The sequence below is a fragment of the Pseudogulbenkiania ferrooxidans 2002 genome, from assembly GCF_000174355.1.
GTDB lineage: Bacteria > Pseudomonadota > Gammaproteobacteria > Burkholderiales > Chromobacteriaceae > Pseudogulbenkiania > Pseudogulbenkiania ferrooxidans.
Genome location: NZ_ACIS01000002.1, coordinates 277,184 through 301,570, shown reverse-complemented (window position 1 = coordinate 301,570; position 24,387 = coordinate 277,184). Strand labels below are relative to the sequence as shown.

The following is a 24,387-nucleotide window of genomic DNA, read 5'->3' as shown; positions in this document are numbered from 1 at the left end:
GTGTGCCCATGAATGAATTTGAACTGATCCAGCGCCACTTCACCCGGCCGGCGGCCAACGCCGTGCTCGGGGTCGGGGATGACGCGGCCATCGTCAGGCCGACTCCCGGTCACGACCTGCACGTTTCGGTCGACATGCTGGTGGAGGGAAGGCACTTCTTTGCCGATGTCGAACCGAGGGCGCTGGGTCACAAGACGCTGGCGGTAAACCTCTCCGACATCGCTGCGATGGGAGCCACGCCGCGCTGGGCCGTGCTGTCGCTGGCCTTGCCCCAAGTCGACGAGCACTGGGCCAGCGAGTTCGCTGCCGGTTTCTTCGGTCTGGCCGAAGCTCATGGCGTGAGCGTGATCGGCGGCGACACCACGCGTGGCCCGCTCACGCTTTCCGTCACCATCTTTGGCGAAGCCCCTGCCGGCCAGGCGTTGCGGCGCGACGCCGCCCAAGTGGGGGACGACGTCTGGGTCAGCGGTGAGCTGGGGCTGGCCGCGTTGGCGGTGCGCCAGCGGCTGCGTGGCGATGCCGCGCTTCCACCGGAGGTGCTCGCCGTCTGTCGCCGCAAGCTCGACTACCCCACGCCGCGCGTCGCGCTCGGCCAGCGCTTGCTGGACGTGGCGCACGCCGCGATCGACGTGTCCGACGGCCTGATGGCCGATCTCGGTCACATCCTGGAGCGCTCTGGCGTCGCTGCCGAGGTGTGGCTGGAATCCTTGCCGACCTTGCCCTGGATGGCGGAAAACCGCGGCCGGCTGGCCGACTCCATCGCGGCCGGGGGCGATGATTACGAGTTGTGCTTCACCGCCCCGTCCTCGGCCCGTGCCGAGTTGCAAGGGTTGGCCGAAGAATTGGACTGCACGCTGACGCGTATCGGCCGTATCGTGGCGGGGCAGGGAAGCCGCCTGCTGGATGCCGCCGGGCAGCCGGTGACTTTGCAAAGGGGCGGGTTTGACCACTTTGCGTAAACCTGACTGGGCCTTCGTCCTGCGCCGTCCGGCCCACTTCCTGGCGTTCGGTTTTGGCTCCGGCCTGGCGGCGCATGCACCGGGCACCTGGGGCACGCTGGCCGCCTTGCCGCTGGCCTGGCTGCTGCATCGGGTCGGGGTCGACGGAGCGTTGCTGGCCGCGCTGTGCCTGCCCCTGTTTGTCTTTGGTGTATGGGTGTGCCAGGTTGCCGGGGATGCGCTGGGAGTGCACGACTACGGTGGCATCGTCTGGGACGAGATCGTCGCCATGCTGCTGGTGCTGTCGATAACACCGTTCACCGTGACCGGCTGGGCGTTGGCATTCGGGTTGTTCCGTCTGTTCGACATCGTCAAGCCGTGGCCAATCCGCTGGTTCGACCTCCACGTCTACGGTGGTTTCGGGGTGATGCTGGACGATCTGATCGCCGCGTTGTTTGCCATGGCCGTGCTATGGCTGGCCAGCGGGGCTGGTCTGGTATGAGGTCGATCGGGGTCGGGAAACCGGTCTGAATCGGCCCTAGAGACAGCGAGGGTCTCCCGCTGCAAGCCGCTTCGTGGTATTCTTGCGCCCCTCCAACGTGACCCGTCACCATTGCATGATAGACCCCTGTGATCACTACACCCTCGACCTGATTGGCGGGGTGCGCAAAAAGCCCGGCCGCAAGCCGTTGGGTGAGCGCGCCATGAGCGTGGCCGAGCGCAAGCGGCGCAGCCGCGAACTGCGCCGCAACCGCCTGCAGGAGTTGTCGATCACCGTGGAACTCAATCGCGAGGCGCAGAAGTCGCTCGACAAGATGATCGAATGGTGGGGGGTCAGCAAAAAAGAGGCGATCAACCGGGCGTTGCTGATCGCCTGTCAGTCCCAGACTGGCCGTACCGGCATGCTGTTCGATGCCGACCCGCTGTTTTTACAGCCTGATAGCGGGCAAAAGCCGAAGCGTCGCAAGTAAGCCGGGCTGGGCGTCCATTAAGTCTATACCCGCCGGAAATGACGACTTCTACCCCTGCCACGCGTCTTTCCGTAGGTAGGATGGGTGAAGGCGCTGGCGTCGCAACCCATCAGCAACGCGCAGGAGGTGCAGATGGGTTCCTCAACGTCTCACCCATCCCGCGCAGGACGGGCCATCTGCCCCTCTTTGAGGTTCCCGCCAAGCCTCTACAGCCCGATCCCGGCCAAAAACAGGAACGTGGCAAACAGTGCCACATGCGTGTAGCCCTCGATGGCGTTGGTCTCCCCATCGTGCAAGTTGATGGTCGCCACCAGCAGGGTCAGCAGCACCATGGCGGTCTGCGCGGGAGTCATCGCCATCTGGATTGGTTGGCCGGAAAACAAGGCAATCCCCTCTATCACTGGGATGGTCAGAACCACGGTTGCCAGCGATGCTCCCAGCGCAATGTTCAGCACCGATTGCATGCGATTGGCAACGGCGGCCCGCATCGCGGTCAGAATTTCCGGGCTCGCCGAAATCAAGGCCACCAGGATGGCCGGAACGATCGCGGGCAGCCCGCTGCCCTCCAGCCCTGCGTGCAGGAAAGCCGCCATCAGTTCCGACAACACCCCGATCAACCCGATGCTCAGCACCAGCAGACCAGCGTGCTTTCCGGTCGAAATGCTCTCGGCTCCGTGTTCGTGCTCTTCCTGGTGCTCGTAGGCGTAATCGAAGAAATAGCTGTGCTTGCCGGTCTGCAGGCGCAAGAACAGGCCATAAAGCAGTACCATCGCCACGATGGTAAAAGCCGAGTAGGCCTGCCACTTTTCTTGTGGCACAAATTCGGGTACGAACATGGACACGCCTACCGCCACTAGGATCATCGATACGTAGCTGTTGCCCGAATCGAGGTTATACGGCTGCTCCCCGTGCTTCAGTCCGCCGATGATGGCGGCAAAGCCGAGTATGCCGTTGATGTCCAGCATCAGCGCCGAATAAACCGTGTCGCGCGCCAGGGTGGGGCCTCCGCCTGAAAGCATCATGATCGCCAGAATCACCACCTCCACCAATACCGCCGATAGCGTCAGGATCATCGTCCCGTAGGGCTCGCCCAGCTTCACCGCCAGCATCTCGGCATGGTGAGCCACGCGCAGGGCGGCGCCCATGATGGTGGCGAGCAGAATGGCGATGACAACAAAAACCACCGGTTTGCTCATCTGGAGCAGGCTGTGCTCAAGGGCAAAAAGAACAATCGCCACAAAAGTGGCGATCAAAAGGGTTTTTTCGGAGAGTATGGCCTTCATCAAAAATCCGCAGTTGTATTGATCCGGAATATCATAACAAACACTGAGCTGACGTGTGACGCGGCGCTAAACCAGCAACTGTTTTGGCCCTCGATCGGGAACACCAAGTTCCTGATGACAAAGGGGCCGTAGGATGGAACTGGGTCTCCCTTTGTCAGAGAAGTGGTCGTTGCTTGAGGTCGTGGGCATTTTCTCCGAGAACGAAGCCCGACCGGTCTCAGGTAAAACAGAGAGACAGTGCGGAATTCAAGTGGCTGGATGGTTTGGTATTGCTGCTGTAGTTCCCGTGCATCCAGCTTGTCATTTGAGCGCGAAGCGGATGGGTTGCTGTTTCGGCGTTACAAGAGCAATGTTGCGCTTCACGTCCTTCCCTAGCACTAAGCGTATGTCTGTGCTGGTTCTCAGATCGTTCTTTTCCTTGATCATTGGCTTGACCGGCAGGCTGGCACTGAGTCTTTCCGCTTCGGGAGCAAAGCCTTGTCGGTATTCCACCAGCGTTACCGATTGCTGGAAAGGTTTCTGATTGGTGAGACGAGCTTTTGCGAAGCCTTGATTGGCAAGCGCATAGCCGACCCGCTTCGCCATTCCAGTGACACCATTTCCATTCGACACCTCAACACGCGGAACGGGGTGAGTCATTGCGGCCTTCGTTGTTTCTTTCCAGGTCAACATGGCTGCTGGAGCATTCTTTTCCTGTTGCGGCTCATGGCGGTCAGTGCTCGGAGGTTCAATGGCAGTTTTTTGCACGGGATGCCCTTCCTCCGCAGTGTAAGGTACGGGCGATGATGTCAGCGGAGGAGCGCTTGCCAGAGGTGTTGCCACTGCGACTATGGTGTCCTGCCGTCTCTGATCGACTGCTGTCTTCGTGGGATCGCTAGCCGAGGCCAGGGTGGTGGGGGAGGGAGTGGCTTGTGGCATGCCGGCCAGCAGCGGCGCCGGTTTAGCTTGCTCTCGTCCTCCCAGCTTGCCCAAGGTGAGGTTGCGGTTATTGACGATTTTGAGGTCGGAGGGGCTTAGTGCCACCGCTTTCTCGTAGATGGCGGCGGCTTCGGCATAGTGGCCTTGCAGATAGAGGGTGTAGCCAAGATTGTTGAGGAAATGAGGGCTGCCTGGGGACGTGGTCAGTGCTTTTTGAAATTCGGCAATGGCCATGTCGTAACGGCCTTGTGCCGCATATAACGCCCCCAGTGCATTGTGGGCCTCGGCATACTGGCTATCCAGAGCGAGAGCTTTCTGAAAGGCTGGGATAGCCTTGTCAGCTCGATTCTGTCCCTGGTAGTAGCGGCCGAGTTGGTAGTACGCAGCCGGACTATCATTCGAGTTGCTTACCCGCATCAACGGTTGCATTTCCCATGCTTGTTTTGGCGGAGTGGATTCGCAACTTTGCAGAAGCGGCACAAGACATAACAACGGCAAAGTCAGATGCTTGGTTTTCATGATCATGCCTTCCGTAACGACTGACTCTCAATTCATGTTGTATGGTTTAATGACCGCCACCCAAGGTTGGCAGCAGTACCCGGTAGATTTGGATGAATGCCGGTCCAAGCAAGACCAGCAGCAGGGCCGGGAAGATGCAGAAAATCAGAGGGAAAAGCAGTTTCAGTGGAATCTTTGCCGCGGCTTCTTCGGCGCGTAGGCGGCGCTTGGTACGAAGGTCGTCGGCATGCACGCGCAGCGATTCGCCGATGCTGGTACCAAAGCGGTCTGATTGAATCAGCATGGCAACCAGAGTGTCCACTTCCTGTACCCCGGTACGGATGGCCAGATTGCGCAGGGCTCTTTCCTTGGTGCTGCCGGCGCGCAATTCGAGGTTCACCAAGTGAAGCTCGTCAGCAAGAATAGGGCTCTTGATGCGCATTTCTTCCCCAACCTTGAGTAAAGCGGCATCGAGTCCCAGGCCCGCCTCGACACAGACCAGCAGAAGATCGATGGCATCCGGGAAGTTGTTGAAAATCTCGCGCTGACGGTTTTCGACACGACGGGAGAGAAGGATATTGGGCAGGTAGTAGCCGATCCCCGCGGCAAGGAGCATGAACAGCAGAAAATTGGTGCCGTCCTTATGCCCACCGGTTAGCCCCAGGTAGAGAAATAGAATGGTGGGAAACAGCAGCGCCAGAAAGGTTTTGGCGCCGAAGAACAGTGGTACAGCGGACTGGCCGCGGTAACCTGCGTTCATGAAGCGAATACGAATGGGAGAGGTTTCCCAGCCTTCTGCAGGAACCGAGAGCTTGGCGAGTGGGGTCGCGATCTTGACGGCCTTGGCTACCCAAGCTGATGCGCTGTCCGAATCAATGGGGGTTTCCGTTTCGGAAATCTTGTCCAGGCGTGCTTTGACCCGGTTGGGAGCAATTTGCATTGATATGGTCAAGGCAACGCCAAAGACCGCCACAAAAATGATGCCCAGATAAATCCACTGCGAGGTGTTCATGGTGTTGCCCTCCCCCTCAATAGAGTAGTGTGGCCGCCGATCAGACCTGGATTTTGATGATCTGGCGCATCCAAAAGATACCCGCCAGCATCATGAGGCCAATGATACTGACCATCATTAACCCGGTTTGATCTTCCCAGAGTACCTTCATGAACCCTGGGTTAAGCAAATGGATGACGAGAGCAACGGCAAAGGGCAGGATGGTCAGAATCCAGGCCGAAAGCTTGCCTTCGGCAGCGAGGACCCTGATCGTGCCGTAGAGCTTGAGCCGTGCACGAATCAGCGCACTGATATTGCCAAGCAGTTCAGCCAAGTTGCCGCCTGTTTCGCGCTGAATCAGCACGGCGATCACCATGTAGCGAAGATCTGTACTCGGGATGCGGGTAGCCAGGTTCATCATGGCCTCTTGTAGTGAGAAACCATAATTCACTTCATCGAACGTGGTGCGAAACTCGCCGGAGATCGGGTCGGACATTTCGTCGCCTATCATTTTCAGCGATTGCGGAAGGGCATGACCGGCACGCAGGGCGCGGCACATCAGGTCGATGGCATCGGGTAACTGCTCTTCGAACTTTGCCAGGCGCTTATGGCGGAAACGCATTACCACCATCCAGGGTATGGTGGCACCAGCCAAACCGACGAGAACCGGAACGAGAAGGGGAAGTGGCAAGAGCTGTAACAGGAAAAAGGTAGCCAGGCCACATGCCAGTGTCAGCCCAAGGAAACTCCCCACCTTCAGCTTGAGGCCAGACTGCAAAAGTATCCGATCCAGTTGGTGCGCGCGCGGGATGCCCAGCAGAAACCGCTGAACGACCTTGGTGTCGCTGAGCAGCCGCTCCTTCATCAGGTTCATCGACTCGCTGTGGTGAGCTCCAGCGGACATGGCCTGCAGGCGTCGCTCGATGCGTGTCGCCTCCGGTCCTTTGTAGGTATTCCAGGTGAGATAAGCGCCTTCCAGCAGGAAGACCACGGCGATGAAAATCAGGACGATGAGTATCGCGAAGGTGGTGTCCATGTCTGCACCTATTCGAAGCGTTTATTGGGGTCGAACAGCGTGTCGGAGATGTCTACACCGTGCGTTTTGAGGCGGTCGATGAATTTGGGTCGAACGCCTGTGGCGCAGAAGTACCCTTGCACTGCGCCATCCATGCCGATGCCGGTCTGAACATAATGGAACAGTTCCTGCATGGTGATGACGTCGCCCTCGGTGCCGGTGATTTCCTGAATGCTGACCACTTTGCGTTTACCGTCCGTCAGGCGGGCGATCTGGATGATGACGCTGATGGCGGAGCTGATCTGTTGGCGGATGACCTTGGGCGGCAGATTCATGCCGGCCATGCCGACCATATTCTCCAGGCGGGTAATGGCATCGCGAGGCGTGTTGGCGTGAATGGTCGCCATGGAGCCTTCGTGCCCGGTATTCATGGCCTGGAGCATGTCCAGTGCTTCCGCCCCGCGTACCTCGCCAAGGATGATGCGGTCCGGCCGCATGCGCAGGCTGTTGCGTACCAGGGCACGCTGGGGTACTTCGCCTCGCCCTTCGATATTGGGTGGGCGTGTTTCCAGCCGGATTATGTGCGGCTGCTGCAGTTGTAGTTCGGCGGCGTCTTCAATCGTGATGATGCGCTCAACTTCTGGAATGAAGCCGGAAAGAATGTTGAGCATGGTGGTCTTGCCGCTGCCCGTTCCGCCCGATATCAGCATGTTCATCTTGGCCTTGGCTAACCCCTTCAGCACCGTGGCCATGTCCGGGGTCAAACTTTTGTATTCAATGATGTCGTCCATGCGAAGGGGTACGGCGGCAAAGCGGCGGATCGACATGATCGGGCCATCGATGGCCAGAGGCGGGATGATGGCGTTGACCCGCGAGCCATCCGGAAGGCGGGCGTCGACCATCGGGCTGGATTCGTCGACACGTCGGCCGACGCGCGACACGATCTTGTCGATGATCTTCATGAGGTGGGCGTCGTCATTGAAGCGGATGTCGGTCAGCTCCAGCTTGCCGCGCCGTTCGATATAGATTTGCTGGTAGGTGTTGACCAGGATATCGGAAATGGTAGGGTCGGCGAGCAAGGGTTCCAGGGGGCCCAGGCCCAGCATTTCATGCTGGATGTCGCGGACCAGATTGCGCCGCTCCGTCTCGTTGAGTGCGGTGTTTTCTTCACTCAACAAACGCTCTACCAGGATTTTTAGCTCATCCTTCAAACGGTCTGGGGTCAGGCTTTCCATGACGGTCAGGTCCACCCGGTCCAGCAGCTTTTGGTGGATGCGCGCCTTCAGGTCATGGTAAGTCTCGAAACCCAGGCCTGACGCCGATTTAACGATGTGTTGCAGCGCTTCGGGTGGGGTGTGCAGCGATTCGAGCCGGTCTCGCAAGGACATGATGATTACCCCTCTACATGTGATCAGGCGACAGGGAGCAAAACAAGAATCCAGTCAGCTGATGCGGTGGTTACAGTGAAAATGCCATGCTCGTTAGCAGATCTCGGCCCGTGCCGGGCCTATCATTCCCGAGTGGAAGAAATGGGCCTGGTCATACTAGGGTCGGCTATTACCTTTTTTGAGGTTTCGCCTCCCTTGAAGTGATTCAATAAATTGCCCCACCACGATTCTCCGGAGCTTGCTTCGGAGACCAGCGATTTGCTGAGCTCCTGAATGGTTCGTGTTACCGGATTATTCGGAGATAGTTTGGCGATGGGAATGCCCTGGTTAACCGAGGCGGCAACTGCCCGAAAACTATTGGGTATGGTTTTGAATACGGGCAGGCCCAGCGTTTTTTCAACATCCTCGAGATTGATCTCCCCCCCTTTTTCGTAGCGGTTGACCAGTAACTTGATCTTGTCGCGCGAGTACCCCAGAGAGCGCAGTACGTCGAGCAGGCGACGCGCATCGCGCACGAAGGGCAGGGTGATTTGCAGGACGGGGAAAACGATGTCGGCGTGATCCAGTGCCTTGATACTGACCGGGTCCAAAGCTCGACCGATATCGAGAATGATCACGTCGTAATGGTTTCGCGCCAGGTTGACCAAGGTGTCGATATGGGCCGGAGTCACTTCCATGGCCTGAACCGGGTCGTCAGGTGCGGCCAGAATACCCAGATTGGGCAACACCGTTATCAGGCTCGATGCCAAAAATGAGGCATCCATGCGGTGTATTTGACGAGCCACTTCGGCCAAGTTTACGGAAGGCTTGTGGTCGGTGACGAAAAGCGCGGCATCGCCAAACTGCAGGTTGAGATCGATCAGGATGACATTCTTGTCTTCTTGGGTGGCCAGGTTATAAGCCAGATTGGTTGAAAGAAACGTGGAACCACTGCCGCCTTTGCACGGGATGAAGGCGAATACCTTGCCTTTGGGGCGTGCCGAGTTTTGCAGCATGCGTTTTTCCTCGACACGTGAGATGGCGAGGTTCAAGGCTTCACGGTTTGCCGGAGAGGGGAGTACTTCCCGAACGCCAGCCCGCATCGCACTCAGCAGGGTTTCGGATGCCTGGATGTTGGATAGCAGAATGACGGTAATGTCGGGGTGGCGCAGGTTCAAGCGTGACAAGGCCGAAAAATCCGTCAAATCTTGCTCATCGCATTCGAAGATCAAAATGTCGGGGTGGAACTGATCGGCAACCGGCGCCAGCATTTCCATTCCACCAGGAAATACCTTGACGTCACGGTTGATGTCTACCTCGGTAAAACGGCGCATTTCATCGAGATGCTTGGTATTCAGGGAGACAATCGATATTTTCATGGCAACCCCCATGTAGTTATTGCTATCGTGACGTCCGATTTGTTGCGCTATGTAATCGAGCAATCGGGATTTTGATCGCTTCCAGAACCGTTGCTCAGGCTTTCCCTTGTCAGAGTGGTGCTGAATGCCGGAATCCGCCAAGAAGTACCGATATAAAGGAAGTTGTAATGAAAGGCCGGTGCGTTGGGAGAGATGGAAACCGTCACGCTTTGACAGTCTGCCGATCCTGTGCAGGTGCTGGGTGAATAGCTGACACTGATATCCCCTGTCGCGACGATGGGAAGAATTTTCCGCATGGCATTTTTGACTCCTGTGGCATTCATGTCGCACACAACTGCCAGGCGCGCTCCTCTGCGGGTGGCCTCTGCCGCGGAATTCCAAGTGAACAATAGGCGGCCAAATTCCATGATTCCCAATAGCAGGGCGAAAAGAATCATGGCGATCAATGCAAGCTCCACCGCTGCAACTCCGCTTTGATGCTTTTTGGTTGATGCAAACAACCGCACTTTGGTCGTTTTCATAGGTTTGCCTTCATCGTGGTATGAATGTCACCAAAGGTGATGGTCGATAAACCCGATGTGACAAAAGGTACCAAGGAAGTAAATTGATAGTTGCTTACCGTGACTGAAACCAGATTCACGACTGGATCGCTTCCTTGTGCATTATGGTTGGCACACCGTGGCCAGTCGCAGATCGTGATGGTTGCTGTTGCCAAGCCGGGAGCCAAAAGTGGGCCGGTATAGCTAGGATCGGCAAGGCAGGCACTGTAATTACCGTACTTGACGAGACATGTAGCCTCGGCGTCCTTTGTCCCCGGTTGCTGCGCGGATAGGTAGCGGGCCGCATCCCGTGTCGCCTTGACGACGGTGTTGTATTGGTAGAAAGCCCGCCCGAATTCCGTGATGCCGAATACGATGAAGATCAATGGCATCAACAAAAACGCCATTTCCACTGCGGCAACACCTGCTTGTCTGGAGTAGCGTCGCATCTCCACCTCCTACCGTACGAGCGCAGGTACTTTAGGGCCGATGCCGCCCCCTGCACCTGGTAAGCCCAATGTTGCGCACGGATTTCCGGGCAAGTCGGCTTGGCCGCGGTATTCGATATAGGTATCCGACCCAGGAGCTTGCATCGGTTGCAGCAACAGCGCACAGGCGAATTTCTGGATGGGAACTGTCTGGGAGCCCGTCCACCCTCCACAATCGACGATAGGCATCAGGACCATACGCCGGTCTGCCCCGTTATCCCTCAACTGGGTTGATGTGGCACTGCTTCCACTGCCAGTCAGACTCAGACCGGCGGCAGCATCGCCTTGATAAACGGTATGGGCTGTGCGAGAGGCTTGAAAATTTGGACGAGTACCATCTGTACCGTCATAAGCGTTGTATTGACTTGGCCAAGAAATGGCTGTGTAGGCATAGCCAGTGAAGTCGGGTGGCGCATTGCTTACGTTGTAACTCCCCTGATACAGCCCAAAGCGGGTATTCCATGCATTGGCAATGGATTGCTGCATCCCGGTCTGCCCAACAGGATTTGTAACATTCAGGTTGCACTGGCCAGCGCCTGTTAGCTGGCCTGACAGTTCGCTGGCCCCGCCTGAGGGAGGGGAGTAGTCAATGAGGTTGAAGCTACCGGTAAAACCACCTCCAGCAGTAAAGCGACTTCCATACCATTTACCAACGCAGAAACCATAACTGTCCGGTGCGCTTCCGTCTGGGCAACTGGCTGGAGGAGTCTGGCTACACAAACCGACAGGGATGGCACAGTTGGTCTGAGAGGGGGAGAGGGACGCTACTGCCTGGGAGGTCACACTTTGTGCCCCTGCCCCCATCACTTGCATAAACCAGGGCATGATGCCAGTGCGCGGTAGGGTACACTTGGCGTACTTCATGTTGGCAATGTTGGCCGGTGCTACTGCGTTCTTGGTGTAGTAGGTGCCATTCAAGTGGTCGCTGAACGTGACGTCCTGATTTGGCACTATCGTGACGTTATTGGCTTGAAAATCGACCTTGTTGCGTTGGCCTACGGTTATGCCCGCACTCTCCGCCCTGCTCAGAGACTCAGCATCCCCTTTGAGTTCAGCCGCCGCCGCGAGGGAACAGGCATCGGAGGCGTCGCTGAGTTCGGTCTTGGTGATGAATAACCGGCCAAGATCAGCCACCAGGCCCAGAAAACCAATCAGCACAACAATGCACAACCCGACGATGATGGCGGCAACACCCTTTTGATGTCGTCTGGTTGGCAGCTGGGCAAAGCGCTTCATGAAACCACCTCGCGCGTTTTGTCGATCTCAATGAATGGCGTGCTATTTACTGCTCCCACTTCCTCCACCCAGAACATCAATAGTGAGGATGTCCTTGGTAGATGGAGGGGTCTTGAACGAGTCGTAATAGCGCCCCATAGCCTCTTGCCCCGCTTTACCGTCAATTCCGGCTACCGGATCCATGTTTTGCGATGCCTGAGGATTGATGGTCTGTTGGGCCTTGATCATGTCCACCGACTCGCCGAAATGACTATCCAGATACGGGGTGGAGGAACAACCGGTCAGCAGCACAGCCAAGACAGTCCCACTCATGGTGATCATTAGTTTGTAAGCTTGCATGGCGTGGCCTCCTTATTTCACTTCGAAGCCGCTGGGGGCTTGTGTCGATGCTTCGGGCTGGGGCGAGGCCTCGCTGGCCTTGCTTGCAGAGGGTTCGGGTTGTCTGCCTTCCATGCGGCCACCCAGGAAAAGTTCTGCCCGGTTCGGCGGGATATAGTTATCTGTTGGCAGCTTGTAATCAGGCGGCAACGGTTTCACCAGCCGCGGGGTGACAACAAAAACCAGTTCCGACTTGTCGGTCTGGAAGCTGGTGCTGCGGAACAGTGCGCCCAGAATCGGAATTTCGCCCAGGAACGGGAAGGCACTGATGTTGGTGGTGACATTGTTTTTGAGCAGGCCGCCGATGGCAAAACTCTGGCCATCATGCAGTTGTACGGTGGTGGCGGCGCGCCGAGTAGTGAAGGATGGCAGGATAGATTTTCCTGCTACACCGATGGCGGAGATACCGACGCCCTCCGGGTTCAGCTCCGATACTTCAGGAGCGACTTTGAGATTGATGCGGCCACCGTCGAGTACGGTCGGAGTAAAACGTAGGGCGACCCCAAATTCCTTTTCTTCCAGAGTAATGGTCGACCCGCCATTATTTGTGTTGTTCTGTGCCACCGGTATGAAGATCTTGCCACCGGCGAGGAAGCTTCCCTCCTGGCCGCTGATCGCCATGAGGTTAGGTTCTGCCAGAACCTTGAGCAGGCCGTCATCATGTTGGGCATCGATTTGAAATGCGCGTGTCGCACTATCATTGATGCCGCTTAGCAAGGCTTTGCCCAGTGGGTCATTCGCAAAAAGGCTGTTCCAGGAGTAGGTCCAGCCCCCATGGTTCAGGATGCCCGCGATGTTGACGCCAAGTTTGTCGAGCAATTTCTTGGAAATCTCAGCAATTTTGACTTCCAGCAGCACTTGCTGCGGGGCATCGACTGACATCATGTTGATGACTTTGGATTTGCCGGCGTAGGCTTCGGCCAACGTCATGGCTCTGTCGAGTTTGGCGGAATCGGCCACCGTGCCCGTCAGCACCAGCGAATCAGATGCGGCGCTGACCTTGACGTTGTTGGCACCGGGGGAGAGCAATTGGTTGAGCGACGCTTGCAATGAAGCGGTGTCTGCGCCGACGGCAACGTCGACCAGGGTGCATTGACCGTTACGCCCGAGTAGGATGATGTTGGTGGAACCGACGCTCTTGCCCAAGAGGTAGATTTCGCTGGGGCTTAGCAGAATCACATCCACATCGGCCACGCCGGATTTGGTACTCCCTCCTGCCGAGGGTTTTCCTTTGTCTGCGTTGGCGTCGGTGCTTTCCTTGGGCTGAGCCGCTTGTGACCCTTCCGGGTTCCCCAGCAGGATGCGACTGATGGGCACCGGGGTTTTCAGCCTGAACGATTTGCCCACGGTGACATTGACCAGCGGCGCCGATTCGATCGCATTGCAAGGCGCCACGGTAGAAGGCGTGGCCGCCAGCCGTTTGGGCGTGGTTGTTGCGGCCTGGCTGTAGGAAGCCAGAAGAAGCATGCCGCAGGTGGCGAGGGCGTAAGCACAGGCATTGAGTCCAGGCAGCGCACCAACAGGATTCTTGTTCATTATGGTTCCCTCACGTAATGAGCGGTTTTATCTGGCAATCAGGCTAGAAACACTCACGGTGGCGTGATGTGCCACGTACAATTTCCACACAGGTCTGGGCCGCTGCCACGGTGGGGGCCGTGTGGGCTGGCTTGGTCGCTTTCTTGGCTACTTTGACGTGCTTCTTGACGGGCTTGGCTTCGGCGGCCTTGGGCGGTAGCGGTTCGTCATGGCCGCGCAGCAAGACCTGCTTGGTGATGCCCGCTGTCTGTACCGGCTTAGGGTCGACCTGATTGCGTAGTACCAGTGAGAGGGTGCCCACACTGCGGGCCAGGTCGAGCTTTTCGGCTTGCTCTGGCGTTACCTCGAGGGTTACGGCATTGACCACTTTGGGCTTGGTGTCGTCCCGGCTCGCTTCCTGGGCCACGGCGAGAACGAGGATGTGCTCCAGCACGATCTTGGAGATACTGGCATCGTTGTTCTGGCCTTTTTTGGCGTCATCGGTGGTGTTGACCAGGATGTCGACGTAGTTGCCGGGCAGGGCGAAGCCGGCGACGCCGACAACGTCGTTGACCCTGACAGTCATGGCGCGCTTGCCTTCCATGACGACGGCGGAAAGCCCGCCCTTGGTGCCGACCGGAGCCAGCTTCGATTCGAGGATGGCCTCGCCACGATTCACGCTGGTTTTCAACACCCGGCCATCCAGCGCCTTCGGGTCGAGAATCGCCCCTTCCGGAATGCTGCCGCTTGGCCAGTCGACGGAGCGCAGCATCTCGGGCGACAGTTTGGAGCCGAGGTCGATGTCCATCGAGGCGACAACAACTTTTTGCGCCGCCACGTTGGTCTGCTTGTTGATCCACTGGGATGCCATCACCACGGCCACCAGGCCGATGATGACGGACACCACGATCATTCCGATTGCTCTTGGGTTTTTCACTGGCATCTCCCCGTGCGTGATGTGAGGCTCGAATCCGGGTCAGTCAACCAACCTAGCCTCGGGTGTAGTAGTTTTCCCATGCCCATGACAACATCTTTTCCGACAGCTCCGGTTCCACGCCCTGATAGAAGGCAAAGTCGCGCACCTGCTCGAGCAAGTCGCGCGGGATGCAGGCGAGGAGGGGTTTGTCGTGCTTGGTATGCAATTGATCGATGACGAAGCGCAGCCCCGCTTCGCTGAACGGAATATTCATCCGGTTGCAGTTTTGCTCGAAGATGGTTCGATATTCGTTTTCATGGAGCTCCCCGATATAAATCTTGTAGCCGAGGCGCCGCAGGAAGGCTTCGTCGGCCAACTGGCTGGGTGGGATGTTGCTGGAGAAGATCACGATGACGTCGAACGGCACCATGAACTTGGTGCCGGTATGCAGCGCGAGGTAGTCGACCTTGCGGTCCAGCGGGACAATCCAGCGGTTCATCAGGGTTTGAGGCGAGACCAACTGGCGTCCCAGGTCATCGATGATAAGCAGACCATTGTTGGCCTTGACCTGGGGTGGTGCCTGATAGAAGCGCGTGTTCTGGTCGAATTCCAGATCCAGCATCGACAGGGTCAGCTCGCCGCCGGTAATCACCACCGGTCGCTGGCAGAGCACCCAGCGCGGGTCGTGCCGCACGCCCCGGTCGAGCGAGCCCACGGCGCCAGTATTACTCACCGGCTTGTGCACCAGCGGGTCGAAAATCTGGACGACCTCTCCGTTGATCTCTACTGCATGCGGAATAGCCGTGTAGCCGGTAAGCAGTGTGGCAAGGTGCTCGGAGACGTAGGTTTTACCGCTGCCGGCCGGGCCGTAGACGAAGATGGCCCGGCCGGAATTCATGGCGGCGCCGAACTGGTCCAGCGTGCTCTGCCTCAGTACGAATCCTTCGAAGCCCTCGGCGACCAACTCCTTGGTGATCTTCATGCCGCCGATAGACTGCTTGTGCACCATGTCAATGTACGAAACCAGGCTCACCGGGGCCGGGCCGGCGTAATGGCTTTTCTGGAGGAAGGTTTGCGCCCGGCTTCGGCCAACGTCGGTCAGGTTGAAGGCGATGGTGGCTTCGGTGTCGCTGCGCCCGGACACTTCGCAAAGCTGCTCGGTGCGCATGAAGGCAAGCAGCGGTTCGAGCACGGAAATGGACAGCTTGGTGTGGTTAACCAGTTCGACCAGTCGCATCTGCCCGTGGAAGAACAGTGTCTTGCAGAGCAACTCCACCAGGAAGAGAAAATCCAGTTCGGTTTCTTTGACGTATTGCGGCGCTTTGGGCAATAACTCTTGGGATGAGCCGCTATTGTGCGACTCCAGACCATCCGGATTGAACATCGTCGTTCCTTCCCCGATTATTTGGCACCATCCATAACCTCATGTTGAGAACGTGGATCTTGCCAAATCAAAACATCAACTTCATAGATAATCCAAAATGCATGTGGCTTGGCCCAAAAAAAGCCGCTTTGCGCCGCAAGCCCCTTGGTCAGCCGGATGAGTTATTGTTTTATTGTTATTCGATTTTAATTCTGCGCTGGATTTTACAGTGAGCGCCAAACAAAATAACCGGCTGTCCCTAGCGTTATAGCCCAAGCGTAGGGCAGTGTTCCTATCGAATTGACAGGAAAATCATTGACCGGCATTTTTCCTGCGGCAACTTTGCTCATTCCAGCCAAGGTCAGGTATTTCATGTTGTTGATCAGCCGGTGAAGCGATTTCAGCTTCAAGGCAAATGCCAGTGACAGTACCCCGCCAGCCACAAACGTGAATAAGACGATGCCGACGATATCCTGCATGCCGGTAAACGCACCCACCATGGCCATCAATTTCACGTCGCCCGCCCCCATGGCGCGTAAAAGGTAGAGGGGCAGAAACAGCACGAACCCCAGCCCCATCCCTTTTGCCCCGTCCAGCAAACCGCTGCCACCGAAAAACAACCCTTGGCAGAGAAATGCTACTGCCAATCCCCCTAGCACCAGTTTGTTGGGAATCTTCCTGGCGGCCGTATCGGTGATAACGGCGGCGAGGAGGAAGCCTGCAAGCAGGCCCAGCCTCGCCCCAAGCAAGATGCTTATCGTTATGGTTGATGGCATGATGAGCCGCGTGTTGTTACTGTGGCATGCATTTTTTAACTTATTTGATATTAAAGTGCAGTGTTTAGTGCCGTTGCAATGTTGTTAAACACAAGGCTCAGTTGGTTGCCTACTGCTTGGACAGAGGTAATGATCACTACCGCAATGAGTGCGGCAATCAAACCATATTCGATAGCGGTTACCCCTTCTTCGTCTTGGGTGAATTGTTTCAATGCAAACGTCAGCTTTTTCATGGCCATACTCTCCATCATGAGTGATCCCAAAGCAGCAAGGTGCTGCCATTGTCATTGCGCCATAACGTCATGGCGCCTTGCGTCATGGCTCTCCAGGCTGAAGCATTGGATTGCCAGGTTTCCCTTGGTCCGCCTTCCGGTAGTTGGCATTGTGAAGTTTTTGCTGAGCATACTTCGTTGCCTTTGTTTTAAATGAGGGCATAAAAAAACCGTGTTTTATAGCCGCTACTCAACCCGGATGGTATTATTTTCGCCGTTAAGATTAGTCTGTTTGCATAAGCTGCTTTTTGGCGGCACTGCTTGGCTTGCTAATTGCGTAAAAGAACCCTCCGTTAAACCCAATTTAGTACAACTTGTTTGCGATGCAAGATGAATCGCAAATTTTTATTTTCCATTTGCATTTCTTTTGACTTGCCACAAAAACCCGGTCTCATCTATCACGATTTGATAGGTTGTCCGGTGCCTTTATGAATTAAGCTTTGGCCTGGAGGCGGTCTGGCTATAGGGCGCCGCCGATGGCATCCGCAATCTGTGTCGCCACATTCGCAAACAATGCTGTCAGGTTGGTTCCAAGTCCCAGAACAGACGAGAGGATCACAACGGCGATCAAGGATCCCAGTAATGCATATTCGATGCTGGTGACACCCTCATCATCATTGAAGAGTGACGTCAGAATGCTTTTTAGTTTTGACATGGTGGCTTGTCTCATTGTTGAAAGTGCCTGTTTATTGTTTTGGTATAAATGACGTTTATTAATAATGCTTATTGAATTATTGGTGAGTTGCTCGAATGTTGTGTGGTCATGCATTCGGGTATGACATGCACTATGGTTTAGGCTGTTCTGAAATGGGTGTCAAGCTCTTGATAATGTTTTGTCATGCACTATAGTGCATCTCAAGGGTGAAACGGGTGCAATTGACAAATCAATTATAAAAATAACTGGGGGATTTAAAGAGATGGCTTACTTGAAAGGGTTTTTGACGCTGCCGATCGTTATTTTCATCGTCATGTTTATGGTGATCGGGTTTTTCCCCAGATTTGAGGACCCCGATTTTTACTGGCATCTCAAAACGGGTGAGCTTATTGCTAGCTCTTCGCAATTGCCTTGGCATGATGTGTTCACTTATACCAATTCAGGGCATTCTTGGGTCAATTCCGAGTGGTTGTCTCAATGGCTGTTGTACCAGTTGTTCCGGCTGGGCGGCTTGAAAGCGGTGTGGTTGTTTACCACTTCCGTTTACGTGTCGTGCTGGGTCGTCAGCTACAAGACCTGTCTTGACGTCCTGAAGGATGAGGGCAAGGCGGCCCTGGCGATTCTGCTGTTCTGTGTGTTCATGGGATTGCTGGCCCCGCGGCCACATATCTTTACTTTTTTATTGTTCGCCCTGTTGCTCAGGGTGCTGTTCCGCTTCAAATATTGCGCCTCTGACCGGGGGCTGGGGTGGATACCCCTCATCATGCTGCTGTGGGCCAACCTGCACGGCGGCTTCTTCCTCGGTCTGGTGTTGATGGCAGCGTTCACCGCGGCGGAATGGGCCAAATATTGCTGGCGCGATGCGGCAGGCTGTATTGCCGTTTCACGGCTGACTCGACTCTCCCTGGTTGTGCTGCTGGGTCTGCTTGCGACGGCAATCAACCCGCAAGGGTTCAGCTACTGGCTTTATCCTTACAATGCCATCGTGGCCTCGGGCGATATGCAATTCATTACCGAATGGCAGTCGCCCAGCTTTCACCAATGGCTGTTCCAGTACTTTTTGGCCATGGTGTTCATTTTCTTCCTGACCATGGTCTATTCGCGCAGGAAGCCCGACCTGACTGAAGCCGGTGTGTCGTTGATTTACATCGCGGGCGCGTTCATTTCGGTGAGGAACTTGCCTTTGGCCGCAATCGCCATGGCCCCCCATTTTGCGCTGTTCTACCGGGATCTACCGGTGTCAGAGAGCTTGCACAAACTTCGATTCCCGATCCAACGAGCAAGCACTGCTCCACATCCCTTGGCCGCTAGGGCTGGAAAGGCCTGGGCTGCGGGAAACAGGCAGGTTGGCGGGGCGGAAGGAGTGATGAACCTGTTGCTCCTGATATTTGCCCTGCTGGCGATTGCCCTGATCTACCCCTCGCGGAAAAACCTTGCGGAAGAATCTCTGACTGAGCTGATGCCGGTGAAAGCCGTGGATTTCATCCTGGCCAACCACATCGAAGGGCGCATGTTCAATACCTACCACTACGGCGGCTACCTGATTTACCGGTTGTACCCGCAGCAGCGTGTGTTTATCTACGGCAGAACAGACATCTATCCCAAGGGCTTCGTGGATCGCTACCTGGCAACCTATCGGGGTGACAAGGATTGGAAAAAGCACTTTGCCAGCTACGGCATCGATTATGTCGTGTGCGACAGCTCGGCGCCGATCCGGCAGCTCATTCTGGCGGACGGAAGCTTCAAGTCCGTTTTTGATGATGGCAAGCATTCCGTCTTGCTCAGAAACGTTAGCAAGTACCAGACGCTCATTGCCCGATATGGCCAAAACAGTGGTCGGGGCTGAGGCGGGTGCTGCAAAAGGGTCCAGTCAGGTTTGGGGGAGGGAGCGATGAATCTCAACTCGCAGTTTGTCCGGATGATGCGCTGCCCCAGTTCCGGGAGTGCGCTGGTATTCGACGGGCAGGGCCTGTCGAGTTGTGATGGCGCCAATTGCTACCGGGTCAATGCCTCCGGAATTCCCCTGTTTGCCGAAACCCTGTGCACCGAGGATGCCAAGCGGCAGCAGGCGCATTTCGAGAAGGTTCATGCGCAGTATCTCGAAAATCTCGGCTATCCCCATACACAGGAGTATATGGCCCATCTGGACGATGCCTTTCATCGGGTGGTCTCGGATGCCGAACTGGCGGTGACGGCAGAAATCTGTTGCGGCAGTGGCGAGGCGTTTCGCCTCTTGGGTCGGCGGGTCGGCAGCGGGGTCGGCGTCGATATCTCCGCCTCGATGCTGGCGGTGGCGCGACGGTATCTGGACGACGAGCGCTACTGCTTCATCCAGGGCGACGCCACCAACCTGCCGTTGAACGACGCCACCTTCGATAGCGTATTCATCATCGGCGGTATTCACCACGTCAACGACCGGGAGCGTCTGTTCAGTGAGATTTACAGGGTGTTGAAACCGGGCGGGCGCTTCTACTGGCGCGAGCCGGTGAGCGACTTCTTCCTGTGGCGCTGGCTGCGCGCGCTGATCTATTGGCTGTCACCCGCACTCGATGAAAAGACCGAACGACCTCTGCTTTATGAGGAAACGGTTCCGGTGCTGGCTCGTGCGGGTCTGGAGCTGAAGCACTGGGAAACCCATGGGTTCTTGGGTTATTGCCTGCTGATGAACAGTGACGTGCTGGTCTTCAATCGCCTATTCCGCTTCCTGCCCGGCATTCGAGTGCTGACGCGACTGATGGCGAAACTGGATGGTTGGACGGTCAGGATTCCCGGGCTCCGGCATGCCGGGCTCATCGTGATCGGCATGGCGGAAAAGCCGAAGAGGGCACAGTCATGAAGATTCTTGCCTGTTATCTGGCGATGGTCTTGCTCACGGTTTCGGCCAACCTTTTCTTTAAATCCGGGGCGATGCGTGCGGAGGGCGGGCTGCTGGGCCTACTCAACATCAAGATCGTCCTGGGCTTTGTATGTTTCGGGCTGGCGGCGCTGTTGTACATCGTCGTGTTGCGGGTGCTGCCGCTGAACGTGGCGCAATCGCTGGCGGCAATGCAGTTCGTCGCGGTGATTATTGCCGCGCATCTGGTACTGGGTGAGCCGATTGGTGCTACCAGGCTGCTGGGGATCGGGTTGATCTTTTCCGGAATCGTGCTGGTCGGGCGGACCATCACCTGAGTTTGACGTCATCAACGTTGCGCCGTGCTTACCTTGAGCGAGAGGTGCTTATGATCTCGGTTATCGTGCCTGTATATAACGAGGCGGACAATCTCACCGCGCTATACGAGCAGGCGGTTTCAGTGCTCGAGAGATTGGGGCAGCCTTGGGAGCTGATCTTCATCAACGATGGCAGCACCGATGGCAGCCAAGACAAGCTCGAAGAGCTGGCGGCACGAAATGCGTCGGTCAAGGTGATCAAGTTCTGCCGCAATTTCGGCCAGACCGCGGCGATGATGGCGGGGGTCGATTATGCCGAAGGCCACGTCATCATTCCCATGGACGGCGACCTGCAGAACGATCCGCAGGACATCCCGCGCCTCTTGGAGAAACTGGAACAAGGCTTCGATGTTGTTTCCGGGTGGCGCCAGGATAGAAAAGACAACCCCTTCAACCGTACGCTTCCGAGCCGGGTCGCCAACGGGATCATTTCGTACGTATCCGGGGTGCACCTGCATGACTACGGTTGCTCGCTGAAGGCGTACCGGAAGGACATCATCAAAGGCATCCGCCTGTACGGCGAAATGCACCGTTTCATCCCGATCTATGCGAGCTGCCTCGGGGCGAGGATCGCGGAGATTCCGGTCCAGCACCATCCCCGTCAGAACGGGGTGTCCAAGTATGGCATCAGCCGGGTGGTGAAGGTCCTGCTCGACCTGCTGGTGGTGAAGTTTTTGGCCAAGTATTCCGGCAAACCCATGTATTTGTTCGGTTCGGTCGGCGTCGTGATTCTCGCCGTGAGCCTGCTGGTGGTGACCTGGGCGTTGTACCTTAAGTTTGTCGAAGGCGTCTCCCTGATTTCGACGCCCCTTCCACTGCTGGGTGTGATGGCAGGTATCTCGGGCTTCATGTGCATTCTGATGGGGCTGTTGGCCGAAGTGCTGATCCGTACTTATTACGAGGCGCAGGGCAAGACCGTGTATCTGATTGGCAAGACCTGCAATATCAAGCCGCACGGTCTTCAGGGGTAAGCCGATGTGTGGCATCGCCGGGTTCGTGGGAAAGGGCGCATCCGAGGATCTGTCGCGGATGCTCCGACTGCTGAGCCATCGCGGGCCGGATGGGGCAGGGGCGTGGTGTGACCGGGACCGAGGGGTGTATCTCGGGCATACGCGGCTTGCCATTGTCGACCTCGCCGATGGCCATCAACCGATGTGGACCGAGGACGGCCGCCTGGGGGTGGTGTTCAACGGGGAAATCTACAACCATCAGGCATTGCGTGCCGAACTGGAGCGGGCAGGGCATGTCTTCACCACCGGCCATTCCGATACCGAGGTGCTGCTGCACGGCTACCGCGAGTGGGGAGAGGCGCTGACGCACAAGCTCAACGGCATGTGGGTGTTTGCGCTTTACGATCAGGCCCGGCAGCGGCTGTTTTGCAGCCGTGACCGTTTCGGCAAGAAGCCGTTCTACTATACGTTTCAGCAGGACACCCTGATCTTTGCGTCCGAACTGACCGCCCTGCTGACGCATCCGCATGTCACCGCCACGGTGTCGACCCGGGCCATCCAGAAATACATCGGCTATGGCTACATTCCGGCTCCGCACACACCCTACGAAGGCATTTTCAAGCTGCCGGCGGGGTGCTCGCTCTCCTTTGCGCTGCAGGAGCGGGTGGTCGAGGTGGAGCGCTACTGGTCCTTCGTTCTTGAGCCTACCGAAACGCGCCCTGCCGGATTTGAACGCCAGTGCCAAGAAGAGCTGACCGCGTTGCTGGACCAGGCCGTTGCCCGGCGTCTGATGGCCGATGTGCCGGTGGGCGTGTTTCTCAGCGGCGGGGTCGACTCGTCGGCGGTGGCCGCGCTGGCGGCCCGCCGTCTCGAGCCGGGCCAGTTGCAGACGTTCAGTATCGGGTTCGACGAGAAAGGTTTTGACGAATCGGGCTATGCGCGCCGGATGGCAGAACATATCGAGGCGCAGCACCATGAGCAGATCTTGCGGTGCGAGGCCGCCAGGGCGTTGCTGCCCGAGGTGGTGAGGCGGCTGGATGAGCCGACGGGCGACAGCTCGCTGCTGCCGACTTATTTATTGTGCCGCTTTGCCCGCGAGCGCGTGACGGTGGCGTTGGGCGGGGATGGTGCCGATGAGTTGTTCGGGGGCTACGCGCCGTTTCGGGCCCTGAAGTGGGCGGGCTACTACCAGAAGGCCGTGCCGAAGCCGGTGCACCAGGTGATCCAATTACTGACAAGCCACCTGCCGGTGCTGGATGGCTACATGAGCCTCGACTTCAAGCTGAAACGGGCCATCCGTGGGGTCGGCTATCCCTCCCGGCTGTGGAATCCGGTATGGATGTGCCCGCTCGACGAGCAGGAGTTCACCGAGCTGTTCCAGCAGCCGGTCGACCTCGACGAGGTGTTCTCCGAGGCGATCGATGCCTGGGAGCGCTGCTCGCAACCCGATCCGGTCGATCGGACCCTGCAGTTTTTCACCGATATCTATCTGCAGGACGACATCCTGGCGAAAACCGATCGCGCCAGCATGATGAACTCGCTGGAGCTGCGCTCGCCGTTTCTGGATATCGATGTCGTCAATCTGGCACGGACCATTCCGTCCGAGTACAAGATCCGGCACGGCGAAACCAAGTACATCCTGAAGAAAGCGATGGAGCCTTTCTTGCCGAGGGACACCCTGCGTCGGCCGAAACAGGGCTTCGCGGCACCGGTCGCCCAGTGGCTGAGGGGCAGCAGCCTGTTCTCCGAAAAGTCCGGCCTGTCCTGCCTGAACAACGACTTTATCGATGCGGCCTTTGCCGATCACGCGTGCCATCGAAAAAACCATCATTCCTTTCTTTGGAGCCAGTGGGTGTTGGGCATGGTGGTGCCGCCGCGTGCCGACGGGGCGTTGATGTAGTGCGGATGTGCATGAATCTCTCTGGCGTGGCGAGTCACGCCCCGAAGAGGGGCGGCCGGGGGATCGATACGGTTCTCCCGCCAGAGCTTGTTTGACGAACGGAAGGGGTTGGTCATGGACACGTTGACGGGCCTGCTGTATTCAAAGCGCTTCAATCTGTATGTCGGGGCGGCTTTTTCCCTGGTCTGGTGGTTGTTTTCCTACGCCCATCTGACCCGGTTTCAGCAGACCCATGACGTTGCTCTGATGGTGGTGGTCTTGTCAGAAACGCTGACGGCGGTTCTTTTTTTCGTGCGCAGCAGCCCCAAGACCATCTCCCTCGCCCCGGCTGACTGGCTGATCGGTGTGGCCGGCAGTTTTCTGCCGATGCTGTTTCGGCCCGCGCCGTGGGGTGTCATGCCAGCGGCGAGCGTGCTGGTGTTGGCCGGGACGGTATTGCAGATCGTCGGCTTGCTGTCGTTGAACCGTAGCTTTGCCATCGTGGCGGCAAAGCGGGAGCTCAAGACAGCCTGGATGTACCGAATCGTGCGTCACCCGATCTATGCCAGCTACTTTCTGGTTTTTGCCGGCTATGTGCTGCAAAACACGTCCCTGACCAATGTGCTGATCTATGCCCTGTTGCTGGTGTTGCTGTTTACCCGCATCGTCCGTGAGGAGCGCCATCTGGCGCTCGATCCGGCGTATCGGGTCTATATGCAGACGGTACGCTACCGCCTGATCCCCTTCGTGTATTAGAAGATAGGCTTCGGCCAACGTTGTACGTTCTGCGATCGGGTGCGAGCCGACAAAAAAACGCCATGAGAGAGGCTCATGGCGTTTTGCTTGAATC

At 57.1% G+C, this 24,387-nt stretch carries 25 protein-coding genes; 9 read left to right on the top strand and 16 right to left on the bottom strand.

All coding sequences use genetic code 11. The features are described from left to right. Positions 1-8: 8 nt before the first annotated feature. The 3 genes from thiL (at position 9) to FURADRAFT_RS04105 (ending at position 1,909) form a co-directional block, all read left to right on the top strand. The gene (thiL, locus tag FURADRAFT_RS04115) at positions 9-959 is read left to right on the top strand and encodes a thiamine-phosphate kinase (RefSeq protein ID WP_008952855.1); all 951 of its coding nucleotides are present in this window, start codon (positions 9-11) and stop codon (positions 957-959) included. Then, complete coding sequence (locus tag FURADRAFT_RS04110) at positions 943-1,440, top strand: phosphatidylglycerophosphatase A family protein (RefSeq protein WP_008952854.1); 498 nt, start codon at positions 943-945, stop codon at positions 1,438-1,440. Before thiL ends, FURADRAFT_RS04110 begins: the two co-directional genes overlap by 17 nt. A 115-nt stretch (positions 1,441-1,555) precedes the next feature. Beyond that, entirely contained in the window at positions 1,556-1,909 is a 354-nt protein-coding gene (locus FURADRAFT_RS04105) for a hypothetical protein (protein ID WP_008952853.1), read from the top strand. A gap of 206 nt (positions 1,910-2,115) precedes the next feature. Here FURADRAFT_RS04105 and FURADRAFT_RS04100 read toward each other — a convergent pair whose 3' ends face one another. The 16 genes from FURADRAFT_RS04100 to FURADRAFT_RS04040 all read right to left on the bottom strand — a co-directional run bounded on the left by FURADRAFT_RS04100 (position 2,116) and on the right by FURADRAFT_RS04040 (position 17,498). Continuing rightward, complete coding sequence (locus FURADRAFT_RS04100) at positions 2,116-3,192, bottom strand: calcium:proton antiporter (protein WP_008952852.1); 1,077 nt, start codon at positions 3,190-3,192, stop codon at positions 2,116-2,118. Positions 3,193-3,492: 300 nt separating this feature from the next. Further along, entirely contained in the window at positions 3,493-4,629 is a 1,137-nt protein-coding gene (locus FURADRAFT_RS04095) for a LytR C-terminal domain-containing protein (RefSeq protein ID WP_008952851.1), read from the bottom strand. Positions 4,630-4,675: 46 nt separating this feature from the next. Next, on the bottom strand, positions 4,676-5,620 hold the full coding sequence (locus tag FURADRAFT_RS04090; RefSeq protein ID WP_008952850.1) for a type II secretion system F family protein: 945 nt from the start codon (positions 5,618-5,620) through the stop codon (positions 4,676-4,678). 40 nt (positions 5,621-5,660) lie between these two features. Beyond that, positions 5,661-6,635 (bottom strand): type II secretion system F family protein, encoded by a 975-nt coding sequence (locus tag FURADRAFT_RS04085; RefSeq protein WP_008952849.1) that lies wholly within the window; start codon positions 6,633-6,635, stop codon positions 5,661-5,663. Between the two features lie 8 nt (positions 6,636-6,643). Continuing rightward, complete coding sequence (locus FURADRAFT_RS04080; RefSeq protein ID WP_008952848.1) at positions 6,644-8,002, bottom strand: CpaF family protein; 1,359 nt, start codon at positions 8,000-8,002, stop codon at positions 6,644-6,646. 122 nt (positions 8,003-8,124) lie between these two features. After that, positions 8,125-9,360, bottom strand: a complete 1,236-nt coding sequence (locus tag FURADRAFT_RS04075) for an AAA family ATPase (RefSeq protein WP_236261528.1) — start codon at positions 9,358-9,360, stop codon at positions 8,125-8,127. Positions 9,361-9,407: 47 nt separating this feature from the next. Next, positions 9,408-9,881, bottom strand: coding sequence for a TadE/TadG family type IV pilus assembly protein (locus FURADRAFT_RS20050; protein ID WP_081455934.1), 474 nt, complete (start codon positions 9,879-9,881; stop codon positions 9,408-9,410). After that, entirely contained in the window at positions 9,878-10,348 is a 471-nt protein-coding gene (locus FURADRAFT_RS20045; protein WP_008952846.1) for a TadE/TadG family type IV pilus assembly protein, read from the bottom strand. Before FURADRAFT_RS20045 ends, FURADRAFT_RS20050 begins: the two co-directional genes overlap by 4 nt. A 9-nt stretch (positions 10,349-10,357) precedes the next feature. Beyond that, positions 10,358-11,623: a TadE/TadG family type IV pilus assembly protein gene (locus FURADRAFT_RS20040; protein ID WP_008952845.1), complete on the bottom strand. Its 1,266-nt coding sequence runs from the start codon at positions 11,621-11,623 to the stop codon at positions 10,358-10,360. 42 nt (positions 11,624-11,665) lie between these two features. Continuing rightward, the gene (locus FURADRAFT_RS04070) at positions 11,666-11,962 is read right to left on the bottom strand and encodes a hypothetical protein (RefSeq protein ID WP_008952844.1); all 297 of its coding nucleotides are present in this window, start codon (positions 11,960-11,962) and stop codon (positions 11,666-11,668) included. Positions 11,963-11,974: 12 nt separating this feature from the next. Then, positions 11,975-13,537, bottom strand: a complete 1,563-nt coding sequence (locus FURADRAFT_RS04065; protein ID WP_008952843.1) for a type II and III secretion system protein family protein — start codon at positions 13,535-13,537, stop codon at positions 11,975-11,977. Positions 13,538-13,580: 43 nt separating this feature from the next. Beyond that, complete coding sequence (gene cpaB, locus FURADRAFT_RS04060) at positions 13,581-14,429, bottom strand: Flp pilus assembly protein CpaB (RefSeq protein ID WP_008952842.1); 849 nt, start codon at positions 14,427-14,429, stop codon at positions 13,581-13,583. A 76-nt stretch (positions 14,430-14,505) separates the two neighbouring features. Further along, a complete protein-coding gene (locus FURADRAFT_RS04055) occupies positions 14,506-15,816 on the bottom strand; it encodes an ATP-binding protein (RefSeq protein ID WP_008952841.1) in 1,311 nt (436 codons plus the stop codon). Between the two features lie 203 nt (positions 15,817-16,019). Next, positions 16,020-16,571 carry an A24 family peptidase gene (locus FURADRAFT_RS04050; protein WP_008952840.1) on the bottom strand — a complete coding sequence of 184 codons (552 nt, stop codon included), beginning with the start codon at positions 16,569-16,571 and terminating at the stop codon, positions 16,020-16,022. 50 nt (positions 16,572-16,621) lie between these two features. After that, positions 16,622-16,804 (bottom strand): Flp family type IVb pilin, encoded by a 183-nt coding sequence (locus tag FURADRAFT_RS04045; RefSeq protein ID WP_040652413.1) that lies wholly within the window; start codon positions 16,802-16,804, stop codon positions 16,622-16,624. 499 nt (positions 16,805-17,303) lie between these two features. Beyond that, a complete protein-coding gene (locus FURADRAFT_RS04040) occupies positions 17,304-17,498 on the bottom strand; it encodes a Flp family type IVb pilin (protein WP_008952838.1) in 195 nt (64 codons plus the stop codon). Between the two features lie 262 nt (positions 17,499-17,760). Between FURADRAFT_RS04040 and FURADRAFT_RS04035 the strand changes: the two genes are divergently transcribed. From FURADRAFT_RS04035 to FURADRAFT_RS04010, 6 genes are all read left to right on the top strand, one after another. Next, complete coding sequence (locus FURADRAFT_RS04035; protein WP_008952837.1) at positions 17,761-19,344, top strand: hypothetical protein; 1,584 nt, start codon at positions 17,761-17,763, stop codon at positions 19,342-19,344. Between the two features lie 45 nt (positions 19,345-19,389). After that, positions 19,390-20,334 (top strand): class I SAM-dependent methyltransferase, encoded by a 945-nt coding sequence (locus FURADRAFT_RS04030; protein ID WP_008952836.1) that lies wholly within the window; start codon positions 19,390-19,392, stop codon positions 20,332-20,334. Further along, positions 20,331-20,669 carry an EamA family transporter gene (locus FURADRAFT_RS04025; protein WP_008952835.1) on the top strand — a complete coding sequence of 113 codons (339 nt, stop codon included), beginning with the start codon at positions 20,331-20,333 and terminating at the stop codon, positions 20,667-20,669. Before FURADRAFT_RS04030 ends, FURADRAFT_RS04025 begins: the two co-directional genes overlap by 4 nt. Positions 20,670-20,719: 50 nt before the next feature. Next, the gene (locus FURADRAFT_RS04020) at positions 20,720-21,679 is read left to right on the top strand and encodes a glycosyltransferase family 2 protein (RefSeq protein WP_008952834.1); all 960 of its coding nucleotides are present in this window, start codon (positions 20,720-20,722) and stop codon (positions 21,677-21,679) included. A 4-nt stretch (positions 21,680-21,683) separates the two neighbouring features. Continuing rightward, positions 21,684-23,558 carry an asparagine synthase (glutamine-hydrolyzing) gene (asnB, locus tag FURADRAFT_RS04015; RefSeq protein ID WP_008952833.1) on the top strand — a complete coding sequence of 625 codons (1,875 nt, stop codon included), beginning with the start codon at positions 21,684-21,686 and terminating at the stop codon, positions 23,556-23,558. 114 nt (positions 23,559-23,672) lie between these two features. Next, positions 23,673-24,293, top strand: coding sequence for a methyltransferase family protein (locus tag FURADRAFT_RS04010; RefSeq protein WP_008952832.1), 621 nt, complete (start codon positions 23,673-23,675; stop codon positions 24,291-24,293). Positions 24,294-24,387: the final 94 nt, after the last annotated feature.